Origin of the sequence: Kitasatospora sp. NPDC056531 (genome assembly GCF_042794375.1) — a bacterium.
GTDB lineage: Bacteria > Actinomycetota > Actinomycetes > Streptomycetales > Streptomycetaceae > Kitasatospora.
In genome coordinates this window covers 436,735-450,038 of record NZ_JBHTTU010000001.1, presented here as the reverse complement: position 1 = coordinate 450,038, position 13,304 = coordinate 436,735, and the positions used below count along the sequence as shown (strand labels likewise).

The 13,304-nt window shown below is 68.4% G+C and carries 13 protein-coding genes and 2 pseudogenes; 10 read left to right on the top strand and 5 right to left on the bottom strand.

Going from position 1 to position 13,304, the window contains the following annotated elements; all coding sequences use genetic code 11:
• Nucleotides 1-106 precede the first annotated feature (106 nt).
• From ACFQ87_RS02250 to ACFQ87_RS02240, 3 genes are all read right to left on the bottom strand, one after another.
• On the bottom strand, nt 107-1,654 hold the full coding sequence (locus tag ACFQ87_RS02250; RefSeq protein ID WP_380608636.1) for a hypothetical protein: 1,548 nt from the start codon (nt 1,652-1,654) through the stop codon (nt 107-109).
• A gap of 343 nt (nt 1,655-1,997) precedes the next feature.
• Nucleotides 1,998-2,489, bottom strand: a complete 492-nt coding sequence (locus tag ACFQ87_RS02245) for a TrmO family methyltransferase (protein WP_380608635.1) — start codon at nt 2,487-2,489, stop codon at nt 1,998-2,000.
• Between the two features lie 13 nt (nt 2,490-2,502).
• On the bottom strand, nt 2,503-3,885 hold the full coding sequence (locus ACFQ87_RS02240) for a Tat pathway signal protein (protein ID WP_380608634.1): 1,383 nt from the start codon (nt 3,883-3,885) through the stop codon (nt 2,503-2,505).
• A 600-nt stretch (nt 3,886-4,485) separates the two neighbouring features.
• Here ACFQ87_RS02240 and ACFQ87_RS02235 point away from each other — a divergent pair.
• On the top strand, nt 4,486-4,689 hold the full coding sequence (locus tag ACFQ87_RS02235; protein WP_355672218.1) for a hypothetical protein: 204 nt from the start codon (nt 4,486-4,488) through the stop codon (nt 4,687-4,689).
• Nucleotides 4,690-4,714: 25 nt separating this feature from the next.
• On the top strand, nt 4,715-5,752 hold the full coding sequence (locus tag ACFQ87_RS02230) for an NAD-dependent epimerase/dehydratase family protein (RefSeq protein WP_380608633.1): 1,038 nt from the start codon (nt 4,715-4,717) through the stop codon (nt 5,750-5,752).
• On the opposite strand, the gene ACFQ87_RS02225 is transcribed toward ACFQ87_RS02230, so the two are convergent.
• Nucleotides 5,749-6,621 (bottom strand): glycosyltransferase family 2 protein, encoded by an 873-nt coding sequence (locus ACFQ87_RS02225; protein WP_380608632.1) that lies wholly within the window; start codon nt 6,619-6,621, stop codon nt 5,749-5,751. The two genes, ACFQ87_RS02230 and ACFQ87_RS02225, sit on opposite strands and share 4 nt — an antisense overlap.
• Nucleotides 6,622-6,639: 18 nt before the next feature.
• Here ACFQ87_RS02225 and ACFQ87_RS02220 point away from each other — a divergent pair, with 18 nt between their 5' ends.
• The 7 genes and pseudogenes from ACFQ87_RS02220 to ACFQ87_RS02190 form a co-directional block, all read left to right on the top strand.
• Nucleotides 6,640-7,401: a hypothetical protein gene (locus tag ACFQ87_RS02220; protein ID WP_380608631.1), complete on the top strand. Its 762-nt coding sequence runs from the start codon at nt 6,640-6,642 to the stop codon at nt 7,399-7,401.
• 14 nt (nt 7,402-7,415) lie between these two features.
• On the top strand, nt 7,416-8,738 hold the full coding sequence (locus ACFQ87_RS02215) for a hypothetical protein (RefSeq protein ID WP_380608630.1): 1,323 nt from the start codon (nt 7,416-7,418) through the stop codon (nt 8,736-8,738).
• A gap of 147 nt (nt 8,739-8,885) precedes the next feature.
• Nucleotides 8,886-9,440 carry a peptide deformylase gene (locus ACFQ87_RS02210; RefSeq protein ID WP_380608629.1) on the top strand — a complete coding sequence of 185 codons (555 nt, stop codon included), beginning with the start codon at nt 8,886-8,888 and terminating at the stop codon, nt 9,438-9,440.
• Nucleotides 9,441-10,034: 594 nt separating this feature from the next.
• Complete coding sequence (locus ACFQ87_RS02205) at nt 10,035-10,706, top strand: DUF6009 family protein (RefSeq protein ID WP_380608628.1); 672 nt, start codon at nt 10,035-10,037, stop codon at nt 10,704-10,706.
• 141 nt (nt 10,707-10,847) lie between these two features.
• A complete protein-coding gene (locus tag ACFQ87_RS02200) occupies nt 10,848-11,750 on the top strand; it encodes a phosphotransferase (protein WP_380608627.1) in 903 nt (300 codons plus the stop codon).
• Between the two features lie 39 nt (nt 11,751-11,789).
• Nucleotides 11,790-12,257: an NUDIX hydrolase gene (locus ACFQ87_RS02195; RefSeq protein WP_380608626.1), complete on the top strand. Its 468-nt coding sequence runs from the start codon at nt 11,790-11,792 to the stop codon at nt 12,255-12,257.
• Between the two features lie 48 nt (nt 12,258-12,305).
• A pseudogene (locus ACFQ87_RS02190) lies at nt 12,306-12,648 on the top strand (restriction endonuclease); the annotation flags it as partial.
• On the opposite strand, the pseudogene ACFQ87_RS02185 reads toward ACFQ87_RS02190, so the two are convergent.
• Nucleotides 12,601-12,915: pseudogene (locus ACFQ87_RS02185) on the bottom strand (DNA/RNA helicase domain-containing protein); the annotation flags it as partial. The pseudogenes ACFQ87_RS02190 and ACFQ87_RS02185 sit on opposite strands and share 48 nt — an antisense overlap.
• 105 nt (nt 12,916-13,020) lie before the next feature.
• Between ACFQ87_RS02185 and ACFQ87_RS02180 the strand changes: the two are divergent.
• Nucleotides 13,021-13,269, top strand: a complete 249-nt coding sequence (locus ACFQ87_RS02180) for a hypothetical protein (RefSeq protein WP_380608741.1) — start codon at nt 13,021-13,023, stop codon at nt 13,267-13,269.
• The last annotated feature ends 35 nt before the right edge of the window (nt 13,270-13,304 follow it).

The following is a 13,304-nucleotide window of genomic DNA, read 5'->3' as shown; positions in this document are numbered from 1 at the left end:
AACGCGGGCGCACCCGGTGCATGCAAGCAGGAAGTCTGCAGTGATCCGCTGCGAGGCCTCGGCCTGGTGGCCGAGGCCCCGCAGCATCAGGTGACAGCAGGAGCCGTCAGTTCGCCGGTGAGGCACTCGGCTGGGCACCCACGGTCGGGGAGGTGAACTCCCGGGCCACGATGGGCCATTCGTTGTGGTAGAGCTTGAACGGGATGTCTTTCTCGATCAGCGGAGTACCCATGATGGCGATCCGCGCCGGCACCGCTCCGTCCACGTCGAGGCCGCCGTAAAGTCCGGCCTTGCCATGGACGGTCGGCTTGCCGCCGCTGGAGTCGATGCTGACCGAGCCGTCCACGTCCGCCCGCAGATACGGCTCGACCGTGGCCTTCACGCCCACCGTGTCGTAGAGGGCGACGGAGCCTTCGGCGACGAGGCCTGCGCTGACCGAGGCCCGGCCCTCGAACGACGCCTTGACCGGGGAGACGCTGGTCTTGACGGGCTCGGTGGTGGAGGTCCAGCCGCCCGCCTTCGTGTAGTCGGCGTGCAGGGCCCAGTCACCGGTGATCTCCTGGGTGACGTCGACGCTGACGGTGCCGTCGGCGTGGGCCGTGGCGTAGACCGTGACGTTGAGGACGATCACGACGGGAACCGTGCCGACCATCACCGTGGGGGTGGCGGTGAGCGTGGCGATCGGGATCTTCACCTGCCCGGTGGAGCCGGTGAGGCCGGCGGTGAGGTGCCAGTTGGCGCGCGCGCCCAGGTCGAAACCGACCTTGGCCTGTTCGGGGGCGAGGATGCCGTGGGTGCCCTGGTAGGAGAACATGACGCTCGGGTCGAGTTCGAGCGAGCCGGTGAGCGAGGCCTTCGCGCCACCGGGCAGCGGGACGGTGGCATTCGCGTCCAACTGCAGGACAGCGGAGGCCGAACCCTCGCCACCATCGGGCTTCGGGACGTAGGACGCCTTGAGGTCCTTGACCTTCGGGGTGACCTGGATCTTGTGCGGGTCCAGGGCGGTCTTGATGTTGGCCCAGGCCGACCCGAGCAGCTCGGATATGGAGGCCGGGCGCGTGCTTACCGCGACCTTCCCGTCACCCGCCGGCTTGACGTCGGTGATCGCCAGCAGCGCGCCGTGCGGCGCGACGGCCGACGGAGGGCTGTCGATCACCTGACCGACCTGGACGGAGGCGGTGGCAGCGGCCGTGGCGGCAGGGCTCGGGGTGCCCTTGCCGGTGTCGGCCACAGCGAGAACGGCCTTGCCGGTCCCCTTGTCGTAGGCGTCCAGCTTGAGGTCGGGAGCACCCGCCACCACGGCGGGTGTCCCGGACGGCGACGGGGACGGGGACGAAGCGGCGGACGCCTTCGCTGTGCCAAAAGCAGCCGGAGCGGCCGACGGCACCGTGGACGGGGACGCAGCAGCAGACGCCTTCGCTATGCCAGAAGCGGCCGCCGCGGCCGACGGCACCGTGGACGGGGCGACCAGGGTGACCTTCTGGCTACCTGTGGCGGCCTCAGGCAGGACCTCGCCGGTCGGGCTGGGCACGGCAAAGACGGACGCGGAGGCGGGGCCGGCCGACTGGGCAGTCGGCGTCGACGGGTCACAGGCGCTGAGCGCGAGCACCACGGATGCGGCGAGCGCGGACAGCCGGAGGGTGCGCATGAACATGCGGAGGGGCACCTTCGACGTGAGTGGTCAGGGGGACGGGCAGGCCTGCCCTCGGCATGTTACTGACAAGTTGTCAGCAACAGCTAACTTCAGCTCAGGGGAAGCTCAATTGCGGATGGCCCACTGCCAGCCGAAGCGCACCTGCCCGGTGCCGTACGCGTGCCGGCCGTCAACATGGAACGGCGGCCAGCGGCATCAAGCCACGGCGCCCACCCACGTGACGGCCCCATCCGCCCGAACGCGGAATCCGTGGAATACGTGCTCGTCACCAACCTGACCGGCCCAAAGCTGCAGGCCGCCACTGAGCAGTGGCGGCCTGCAGCTTTGGTGAACCTCGCCCCTGTCAGTCGCTGACTGCTGGCGCGAAGTAGTCGCGGAGCATGATGGTGGTCCAGTCGGCCTGGCGGTGCTCTCCGCGCGGCCCCATTTCGGCAAACCACGGCTTCACGTCCAGGACCGGGGTGCCGTCCACCGCGTCGAGGTCTTCGACGTGGAGGTCCAGGCCGTCGACCTTGATCAGGCGGCAGCGCGACACCCCGAGCCAGTTCAGGCGCCGCATATTGCGGTGCCCGAAGATCCCGACCTCCGGCCAGTCCGGGTTGTCCCGGGGTCGACGGGCTCCGAGGTTCAGATCGGTCGGATCGGTGAGGTGGAACCGGAAGGCGACCTCCAGGTGCGAGAAGTCCTCCAGGCCCTTGGTGGCGTCGGGTGTGAAGAGGGATCCGTCGAGCCGGATGACCGCCCGGGTACCGCCCCAGAAGTCGTCGGTGGGTTCGGTCCGGCCGCCGACCACGTGGCCGAGGGCCTCGACCTCGAACGTCTCACGGTCTGCCATCAGTGACTCCTCATCAGGCTGTTTCGGACAGATACGCGGCAGCGCGTGCGTCGATCTCGCTGACGGTCGAGGTGCCGCGTCGGCGGTAAGGGGAGAGCAGGGCGCGCATGTCGGCGGCGGCCTGCCGGGTGCGGCCGGACCGTACGCCGTCCATGGCGTCGAGCGCCTGTGACCAAGTGGAGCAGGCGCGGTCGATGTTGTTCATCTGCGCGTACACAGAGCCGAGATATCCCAGCGTCACCGCGTGGGTGCGGGTGAACTTCGTCGTCTTGCGGGTGCGGACGCTGTGGTGGAACTCGCGGACGGAGCCGTCGAGGTCTCCTATGTCGCGCAGGGCACACGCGGTCTCGTGGGCCAGGCTGGCCTCGCCGAAGAAGAACACCCGGTCCGGTTCCGCGATGCCGTCGCTGGCGGCGGACAGATCGTCCTCTGCCCGCAGCAACGCCTTGGCGGCGGAGTTCTTGCGCCCGGCAGCGGCCAGGCTCCGGGCGTGGACGACGCCCAGGAGCGCGCGCTCCCGTGGGGAGGCGAGCGTGTACCGGTCGCCGTCGACGGACGCGGCGGCCAGGGCCAGCGCTTGCTGGTGGTGCCCGAGGTCGATCGCCTGGTGTGCCATCGCTCGCAGCACGTGGGCGGCCATGGGTGGGTCGCCGGCCTCGGCCGCCAGTTTCACGGCTTCGGTGAAGTACCGCTGCGCGGTCGCGTGTCGACCGCTGTCGAACGCCATCCAGCCTGCCAGGTAGGCAAGTTCGCTGACGGAGGAGAAGAGGTCACGGCGAACGCGCTCGTCGGCGAACTTCCCGCGCAGGTAGGCGGTGACGTCGGTGGTCAGGTACTGCACCACGGACGTCCAGGCGTGGGCGCCGCCACGCCGTTGGTCCACCTGGGAGAACAGCGTGGTCATGTCCCGGACGGCGGCGAGGTCTCCGGGGCCGACCCGTCGCGTTGCGGCCGAGCTGCGCGCGCTGCCCCGCTCGGACATGCGGCTCCACCAGTCCTCGCCGGGTAGCGAGAGGGCGCCCACCGAGTAGACCGCCATCCCCAGCGCCCGCCTGCGTTCCACGTCCACGTCGGTTCTCCCGAGTTCGGCCAGCGCGCCCAGCGTATCGGCGTCCCAGTCGGGAACTTGGGGCGAGGGGGCGATCAAGCCGATCTCTTCCAGGGTCACGACCCGGCCGCCCAGCGCACGGCCCAATGCCTCGGCCAGGAACAGCCCGACGTTCCCGGACGGCTGGCCGCCGTTCTTCCAGTGCGTGATGCTCGACTTGTTGGTCTCCGGAAACTCGTCGTGCTCTGCCGCAACCCGCTTGACCAGGCGCGCGATCGCATCACCCGAGAGCTTCGTCTCGTCGATGAGCGCCCGCAGCTTCTCGTTCGGTTCCTTCGCCGACGCCAACGCCCACCTGCCTGACTGGCCGTTAAACCGCTTAAACCGCATTGCGTGTCCAACACCGTACTCCTGGTAGCGGTTGGGCGGTTCACTAACTGACATGCCGCTCCGCAGGGTGCAGCCGACACCGGCAGGGAGCCCGCGGCGCGGCCGTCTGCGGCAGCTCGGTCGTTGCGTCCCTCGACGCCGACGGGCAGCCGCGCCAGTTCGCGAACCCGGAGAGGTTGATGACGACTGCCGACCGCACACAGCACCCGTGGAGACTCAACGGCTCCTCCACACTGGTGGACCCCAACCCGCCGGCCCCGCGCCGGTCTGCGAGTTGGACGACCGAGAGCACCACGGCGACTAACACCCGCATGCTGCTGGACGAGCACCGCAGCGAGAACGGGCAGTGCGTGCGGTGCGGGAGCCCGTGGCCCTGCGACGTGACCAGGGGCATCAGGTCCGGGGGTGCGACGTGAACACCGTGGACCTCTGCATTCGGGCCGGCGACCGGGCTGCGGTCTTCGTTCCGGACCGGGAACGTGCCCGAAGGCGCGCCCAGGTCTTGCGTCAGCTCGCTCTTGGACGGCGTCGCCGCAAGCAGTACCGGGAGTCGGCGGCGTGAAGAACGAGAACTCCCCGGACTTCAAGCTCCCCGCCGAACGGCGCCAGGGCCTGTACATCCGGACCTTCAGGGTCGCGGCCGACGGCACCCGTTACGACGACTCCGGAGTCGTCCTCGTCGACTCGGAACCCGACGTGGCGGCCTACCACGCATCCGCGACCTGGCCCATCTGCAAGTGCCCGCAGCACCGCGAGGGCTGATCAACCACCGAGCAGAGGAGCTCCCTTGTCCCTCGAACAGCTTTCAGGAAAGACCGTGCTGGTCACCGGAGCGGGCGGCCTCATCGGCAGCCGCATCACTTCCCAGATCCGCCGGCTCGGCGCCCGCCCCATCTCGGTGTGCAGGCTCGACGCCTACCCGCCCGAGGTCTACCGCGACCGGTTCGGCATCAACACCACCGAGCCGGACTTCATCGTCGGCGACATCGCCGACCCGGAGCTGATGAGCGAGGCGATCTCCGGCTGCGACTACGTGATCCACGCCGCCGCCCTGGCCGACGTCGCCGCCTGCACGCGCCGCCCGCTCGATGCCATCGACACCAACATCATCGGCACCCAGCGCGTGCTCGACGCCGTGGCCGCCTCGGACCAGGTGCAGCGGATGGTGTTCGTCTCCTCCGCCAGCGTCTACGGCAACGGCACCTCGCCGGAGCCCGTGCACGACCACGTGCCCGCGCAGTTCACCGAAGGCACGGCCGTCTCCCCGGTCTCGGTGTACGGGAACAGCAAGGTCTGGGGCGAGTACCAGACCGCCGCCGTGCTCGGCGACGCCGGCACCTCGTACGCCGTAGTGCGGTACTTCTCCGTCTACGGCGAGCCGCAGGTCGTCAAGGAGAACAGCCACTCGTGGGTGGTCGCCTGGTTCGCCATGCGGGCCGCGCTCGGGCTGCCGCTGCACCTCAACGGCGGCGGCCACCAGATCCGCGACCTGGTCCACGTGGACGACATCGCCACCGGCACCCTGCACGCGCTGGTCGCGCCCCGCGCCCACAACGAGACGGTCAACATCGGCACGGGCACCGGCACGTCGATCCGGCAGGTCGCCGAACTGGTCCGCGCCCACTACCCCGACACGCAACTCGTCGAGACGCCGATGCCACCCGGTGACCCCGAAGGCGGGTACGCCTCCGTCGAACGGATGGAGGAGCTGCTGGGCTGGCGACCGACCACCAGCATCGAGGAGGGCGTCGCCCGGTACGTGGCCTGGCTGCAGGCGAACCCCAGCGCGATCCCGGAATGGATGCCCCGAGCCGCTGCGGCCTAGATGATCGGGGGCCGGCCGAGCCGGGTCATGGTCCACACCGTGCGCCAGCGCATCGGCTTGCGCCGACCGCACGGTGTGCGCCAGCCCTCGACGAAGCCCGCGAACCACGCTTTCAGACCGGCCATGTCCCGGGTGCGGGTGATGGTGAGCGCCACCCACACGCCGAGGTAGACCGGTACCAGCACAGCGGGCAGGTGCCGGCGCGCGAGGTACACGCGGTTGCGGGCGTTCACCCGGTAGAAGAAGGAGTGCCGGGTCGGGCTGGTCCGCGGGTGCTGCAGCAGCAGCTCGGGGACGTACAGCACCCGCCAGCCCGCGTCGAGCGCCCGCCAGGCCATGTCGGTCTCCTCGTGCGCGAAGAAGAATGCGTCCGGCCAGTCTCCAACCTGCTGCAGCATCTTCGTCGACAGTCCGTGGCCGCCTCCGAGGAAGCTGGTCACCTCGCCGCCGTGCATCGGATCGCCGGCCCGCAGCCGGGGGACGTGGCGGCGCTGGGTCAGCCCGGTCTCGTCGGCGATCCGGAAGGAGACGATGCCCAGCCGGGGGTCGGCCTCGTAGAGGGCCTCGATCCTCGCGAACACGTCGTCGGCGACCAGCAGGCCGTCGTCGTCTAGGTCGATCACCACGTCCGCGTCACGCAGGTGCTCCAGCGCCACGTTTCGGCCGCCGGTCACCCCGAGGTTCTCGGCCAGCTCGACGCCCTCCACCCACGCCGGCAGCTCCGGCAGCGGGCAGCCCTGGGCGATCACCACCGTCCGCGCCGGCTTGACGGTCTGCATTTCCACCGAGGCCAGCAGCTCGGCGAGTTCCTTCGGCCGCGTGCCCATGGTCAGGACCGCCACGCCCAGCTTGACGCCCACCGAACCCATCCCTTCGAGGAAGCAGACATGACCTCACGAACGCACCGCTCGGGCGCCGCGTCGCTCAGAGAACTCGCCGAGAACCGGATGCTTCCGGACCACCAGGTCATGGACCAATCCACACTGAACTGGATCGCCGGGATGCGGCCCGAGGTCTCCGCCGCGCCGCCCACCCTGCCACACCCGCCGCTCATGCTGGTACCGGACGTCACCTGGTTCGCGGAGCCCCGGTGCGCCGACTCGATCCACGGCGTCCGGCACAACGCCCGCGTCTCGCTGCTCTCGTCGATCCTCGCCCAGGAGTACGGACTCGACCGCGACCACAGAGCCGCGCTGTGCGCCGCCGCAGCCGTCCACGACTGTCAGCGCCACAACGACCGCGACGACCCCGGCCACGGCCGGCGGGCAGCGGCCTGGTTCACCCGCAACCACGCCGCCGTCACCAGCCTGGTCGGCCGGGAGCTGCCGCAGGACGCCCTCGTGCAGGCCGCTACCGCGATCAGCCTCCACGACGTGCCGTACGAGCGCTTCACCCCGCAGCAGAACCAGCTCTACCAGCGAGCACCGCACCTGATCGACCTGCTCAAGGCCGCCGACTGCCTGGACCGCTACCGGCTCCCCCTCGCCCGCTGGTGGCCTGACCCGTCCCACCTACGGATCGTGCCGCCCGACTGGCTCCATGCCGTCGCCCACGCCCTGGTCATCCGCAGCGAACAAGCCCGCCTCGACGGCGCCACCAACCACGGAGCGCTCATCCACGCCCGCCAGATTCTCGACCCCACCCGCTAGAAGGAGGCCGCGCCATGCATGCCGAATGGGACAACGCCCACACCGACCACACCACCACCCCCACCCACCCCGGACCCGCCGGCCTCACCGAGACCGAAGCCGACTGGCGATCCCACCTCGAACACGAAACCCCCAACGGCTGGCTCCTACACGGCAACGCCATGACCGAGACCCTCGCCTCTGGCCGCCCCATCCACCTGATGCACACCACCGTCGCCCTCGACGCCATCCGCGCCAGCGGCCACCTCTACGCCTCCACCGGCTGCCTCGTCGCCGCCCTCTACTGCGCGCCCCTCACACCGGAGCCCGCCGGCCTACGCCCCCACAACCTCGGCTCCTACCTCCTGGAAACCAAGAAGCACACCCGCACGCTCGTCTTCGAGATCACCCCCGACGCCCCGGTCCCACCCAAGGGAATCGACTACCTCCGCCTCGGCGCCATCCACCTGCGGACCTACCTCACCCACCGCAGCTTCCTCACCGAGCACGAGGACACCCAGCTCCGCCAGACGGTCCTGCGACGCATCCAGGCGGCGGCGCCCTTCCTCGACACCGCCCTCGCCAACGCCACCGGAACACCAACGTCGGACGCCTACTTCATCGACCAGCTCGCCGCCACCGTGCCGACGTTCCCGTTCCTCGGCTACCTCTACTTCGAGGTGCTCTCCGAGTACCTGATGCTCTACTCCACCAGCCACGAGACCAAGGCGTACGCCCAGCTTGGAGAGATGAACAACCGCCTCTACAAGCAGCTCGCCTTCACCGCCGTCCAGGGCATGGACAAGCTCTTCGACCTGTCCCGCTTCAACCCAGGATGCAACCGCCTCCTTGAGCTCATCGGCCGGATCGAGACCGGCCTCACCGCCGGAGTCGCCCAGTACACGAGGAGGCGCCTGTCGCACCTGTTCGCCACCGTGGCGCTCGCCCCCGGTCAGGACGCGGCCTCCTTCACCTTCCACCACTCGGACTTCGACACTCTCACCAAAGCGGCGCCGGGGCTGCTGGGACAGCTCGTCTTTCGCGACCTACGGGTCATCGACCGCTACCCGCAGCTCTACCTCGCCTTCGAGCAGGCCAAGGCCATGGAGGCATGGGCTTATTGGAACACCGAGGGCATCCCCGCCCCGTTCAACGGGACGGTCCCGAAGGGAGAGGTCGGCATCAACCCCGCCTACCCGCGAGCTAACTGCGCGATGTGGATCGCTGAGACCTGCGAGCGTGGCCTCCTGCACCCGGCGGAACAGCTCGACGTGAAATTCCTCCCGCGCCTTGCCGAGTTGTCGATGACCGCCATGCGCAGAGACGAAACAGGGAAGGCAGCAGGGCACCGCCGGTAGCGTGGATCAGAGGTCCGCTTGGCTTCGCGTCAGTCGCCGCGCCGAACGGGGCCCCAGCACTTCGCCCGGGCCATCGCGGTCCTGCTTTTCCACACTCGCTCCTGGCAGCCCCAAGCCAGACGCAGACCACGGGAACAGGTGATCAAGGTGCGTCCCAGCCAGCAGATGCAGTCCCTCGGCGTCGTCCAGCAGGGCACCCCCATCCTCAACCGCCCCGCCGAGCCCTTCGACCTCCCCACCGAACACGCCGCCGCCCAGGCCGTGATCGACGAACTGTTCGCCGCCGTCGAGCAGATCGGCCGCGTCCACTCCTTCGCCAAGGGCATGGGCCTCGCCGCCCCGCAGATCGGCATCCCCCGCGCCGCCGCCCTCGTCCTGCCCCCGACCGCCGGCGCCGACCCGATCATCCTGCTCAGCCCGGAGATCACCGCCGTCTCCGAGGAGACCGACGAACAGTACGAGGGCTGCCTCAGCTTCTTCGACGTCCGCGGCATGGTCCCCCGCCCCCTCCGCATGGAGGTCACCGCCACGAGCCTCGACGGCGCCATCACTACTGTCACCTACGAGTTCGGCCTCGCCCGCCTCATCGCCCACGAGATCGACCACCTCGACGGCCTCCTCTACACCGACCGCATGCGCCCCGACGTCCACCCGATCCCGGTCGAGGAGTACCGGGGTACAGGTTCAACCTGGGCCTACTGACCAGCCGCAGAACACAACCCCTGCGTGCAGGAGCCGGCCTCCCAGGTCCGGCGCCTGGCGTAACTGATCAAGTGGCTCGCGAGCCCATGCGATTGGCGAGAGCAGCTGCGGCTTCCTGCGATATAAGGATCACCCTGCGTTTGAACATGCCCTTCACGACGAAGAATCGAGCACCATCGCGATCATCACTGCGAACTCGCCACTCGTACAGTCCATTCTCCGGAACGGCCCATCCCCGCGGCGAACCAGAGCGCGGCAGGAAGTCTCGGGCAAACCCATACCTCGGGTGCGTTCCACGGATTCGCGCGAGTGTGCCTACGCTGCTCTCGTGCGCTACGAACCGGGGCGTTGCCGTCACCCCGGGGGCGATCTCTATGAGGTCCACGACACGACCATAGAACCGGAGAAGGCTGCCAAGTGCGAAAACGGGACTCCCGCCGGCGCTCTCTCAAGAGTCTCCTGGCCCTGCCCCGTTGACTCTCTCGTCAGGCCCATTCCGAACACGGTCGACTTGAAGACGAGACAGGGAGTCCGGGCGGTTCGCGCCAGCAGGCCGGGGGCAAGCTTGCCACGGTCTACTCGGGAGGGGCATTCATGAACAGGGACCCAGATCTCATCCGCCACGAGGACGGCATTGTCTGGACTGAGAGCATCGGCAACCTCGACTACGTGCGCGAATATCTGGAGGTGGCGGCCAGCACCCGTCGCGGCCCTGTCCGCTGGAACGGGCATGGCCGACGGGTGGGGTACTCGGTGCTCAAACCGGACGCGCCTGCGGGCGAGGCACCTTTTCGGTTCGCTCGCCGTGTCTTCTGGATCAAGGATCACGATCGATCAGAGCAGCCCGATGGTGTGTACAAGGCCTGCGCCCCATCCGAAGGCGTAGATCCTCGTACCGTCGCCGCCGGAGTCTGGGGTGAACTCACCGAGCGCGCTTGGGGAGGACCGCTGCCAACCGCAGGCACGCGATCGGCCAACACCTCGGTGTCTGGACCTCAACAGAACTTGATCAAGGTCGGCAAGTCTCTGGCAAGCGGCACGGCGTTCATCGGCGTGGGGCCGACCAGGCAGGGCCTCGTGGATATCTACATCGACTGCGCGAGCGGGAGCCAACTCGGCGACGGCAGCCATGTGATCTCGGAGCTACTCCCGCCCGACCAGGCCCGCGAGCTCCTCATCAAGATCATCAAGACAACCCCCTGGCTCCAGGAAGCCCTTGCACTCTCGGTAGTGGATGGGTGGCTCGCTGGCGACGTTCCGAAGTAGGCCCCTTAGCCACCAAGGGCTGCCACGGCCGGTCGCCTGGTTTCAGTTTCGGTCTCGTTCACCTCTGTCCAGCCACACGCGACCTGCCCGACACGGTCGTACCTGCTCCGCGCCAACTCGGCGCTACGGAAGGATGGATGGATGAGCGACTGGGAGTTCGTGAAGGCCAGAACCGCCACTGAAGGCGCGGTGTTGAGGTCAGCCGACGGTCTGCTCTACAAGCGAATCGGCGGCGAGGACCTGCGGGCGGAGTGCGAGTTCCAGCAGGTGGCCGCCGGCCTGGGTTACCCCGTCCCGGAGATCGTCGACAGCGGGTCCGAAGACGGAAGCTACTTCGTTGTCGAGCGAGCCATCGGTGATACCTCGCTGCACGAGGAGGCTTTGGCCGATACCAGGCGGGACGGGCAGGTCAGCCACCAGGTGATCAGCACGGCTGCTGCTGTTGCCTCGTGTCTCTTGCAGGCCCAGGCGAGGCACCCCTTACCCTCGACCCCGTGGTTCGAGAAGGCGGCCTTCGCACCCGAGGTCTTTGAGGAGAACCCGGACTTCGACATCCCCCGGGTTCACGAGGCGGTCAAGCACGCCCTCGACCGGCTGGCTCAACTTCCGATGGTGCACGGCCACCTGGACTACGGCCTGCCCAACGCCCTCCGGGCCGGGGTCATCGACTGGCAGCATCACGGACCGGTCCCGCTCGGCTATGACGTCTACCCCGCGCTCGACATCGTGGCCTTCAAGGGCGGAGGCAAGGGCTACACGATCACCCCGGAGCAGCGCGCCGCCTACACCGCCGCACTCGACGAGACCACCGCATCCCTGATCGGGCGGCGCGTGAGCGAGCACCTGGGCGACTTCCTGCTCGTCAAGTGCTTCTTCTTCCTCGCCCTCATGCGGCCCACCGATCCCGCACGGCACGACAAGCACATCAAGTGGCAGTACCGCCGCGCCCTCCTCACGATGGGACTTGATCAGTATGAGTCGTCCAACACGATCGACACCGGCGCCTTCCCTACTCTGGAACGGTTCACTGCTGAACACCGGTAGGCCGGTGCCCGCCGTCTGACCAGGAGGGGTCCACCGCACATGGGCAGGACCGAGTACTACAACGACCCGAACGCCCCCAAGGCCAATACCCTTATTCCCGCCAGCAACCTGCTCGTCGTCGACGACAGCGGCGCGATCCTGCTCCAGCGCCGTCGTGACACCGGCCAGTGGGCCCTGCCCGGCGGCGCGCAGGACATCGGTGAGACTGCCGCCGAGTGTGCCGTGCGCGAGTGCCTGGAGGAGGCTGGCATCATCGCTGAGATCACCGGCTTCCTCGGCGTTTACACCAACCCCAACCACATCGTCGCGTACACCGACGGCGAGATCCGCCAGCAGTACGAGAACGCCTACATCGGCCGCCCCATCGGCGGCGATCCTACGATCAACGACGAGGCCGACGGCGTCCGCTTCGTCCACCCCGCCGACCTCGACCAGTACGACATCCACCCCAGCATGCGCCAGCAGATCGGCGACTACCTCGCCGGCACCTACCCCTACCTCGGCTGATCGGCTAACAGTGATCCCCCGGCTGTATCGCGAACCACCCTGGCGGCCATGGACTGGCTCGATCAGGTGGCGAGGCTGAGGCGCTGGACGAACAACGGCGTCCGCGCTCCACGCAAGCCGTTGCTGCTGCTGTTACGCCCTTGGCGGCTACCAACAGGACACCGACGGCGAACTGCGCTACAGCGAGGTTGAGGAGAAGCTCAAGCGGCTGCTCGCCGAGTACGGACCGTCGCACCCGACAACCCTCGCTGACCCATTCCACCACTTGGTCAGTGGCGGAGTGTGGGAGATCCGAACCAACCAAGGTCCGGGGAGTCCCGGAAGCGGCGTTCGGATCCTTCGTTCAAGCGGAGCCACCGGCAGGCTCGCACCCGGGCTCCGGGCCGCGCTGCCCGGTTACCAGTTCCCGCAATTTGGCGCGCGTCTCCGGATCCGTCGAGTACACGACTGTGCCGATCATCCCTCGCGTCAGAAGTACCTTGTAGGTGTTGCGGATCAGACGATCGATGTCGGCGTCGGTGGTGGACTTGCGGAAGACAGGGTCCTTGGACGCCGTCCGGTCGGTGATCCAGCGATCGGTTCGCCATATGAGGTCCGGCCCGAGAATGACGCCGCTCCAGTCGTACTCGAAGCCCTGGGCGGTGTACACGCAGCCGACCGCCACTCGATGGCGAGAGAAGGCAGCGATCCAAGGGGAGTTGGCTCCCAACGGGCGGGATCGTGGATCACGGTGCAACGTCCTGACCTGCTGGTTCATCGCCAAGTGATCATGATGGCAGCAGCCAGCATGATCACTCTTGGGCTCGTAACGCAGTGCGGCGGTGAGGTCCTCGCAGGATCCGCCAGCAACTGGGCAAGCCTCGAAGACCCGGCGATCCTGGCTGGCCTCGAACGCTCACCCCGCCTGTGGGAACGCTTCCTCGTCTACGAGACGGCCGCCTGCGCGAGCCCGGGCGTACGCGACGGCGGTACCCGCATCCTGTTCGCAGCGCGCCGTGCCACCCCACTGTGACAGGTCGAACCGGCTTCCCAACCACGCATGCTTCA

Bases quoted from the DNA above. Each gene is read 5' to 3' on its own strand.
- ACFQ87_RS02250 (WP_380608636.1), bottom strand. From the start codon at position 1,654: ATGTTCATGCGCACCCTCCGGCTGTCCGCGCTCGCCGCATCCGTGGTG.
- ACFQ87_RS02245 (WP_380608635.1), bottom strand. From the start codon at position 2,489: ATGGCAGACCGTGAGACGTTCGAGGTCGAGGCCCTCGGCCACGTGGTC.
- ACFQ87_RS02225 (WP_380608632.1), bottom strand. From the start codon at position 6,621: ATGGGTTCGGTGGGCGTCAAGCTGGGCGTGGCGGTCCTGACCATGGGC.
- ACFQ87_RS02220 (WP_380608631.1), top strand. From the start codon at position 6,640: ATGACCTCACGAACGCACCGCTCGGGCGCCGCGTCGCTCAGAGAACTC.
- ACFQ87_RS02215 (WP_380608630.1), top strand. From the start codon at position 7,416: ATGCATGCCGAATGGGACAACGCCCACACCGACCACACCACCACCCCC.
- ACFQ87_RS02205 (WP_380608628.1), top strand. From the start codon at position 10,035: ATGAACAGGGACCCAGATCTCATCCGCCACGAGGACGGCATTGTCTGG.
- ACFQ87_RS02200 (WP_380608627.1), top strand. From the start codon at position 10,848: ATGAGCGACTGGGAGTTCGTGAAGGCCAGAACCGCCACTGAAGGCGCG.
- ACFQ87_RS02195 (WP_380608626.1), top strand. From the start codon at position 11,790: ATGGGCAGGACCGAGTACTACAACGACCCGAACGCCCCCAAGGCCAAT.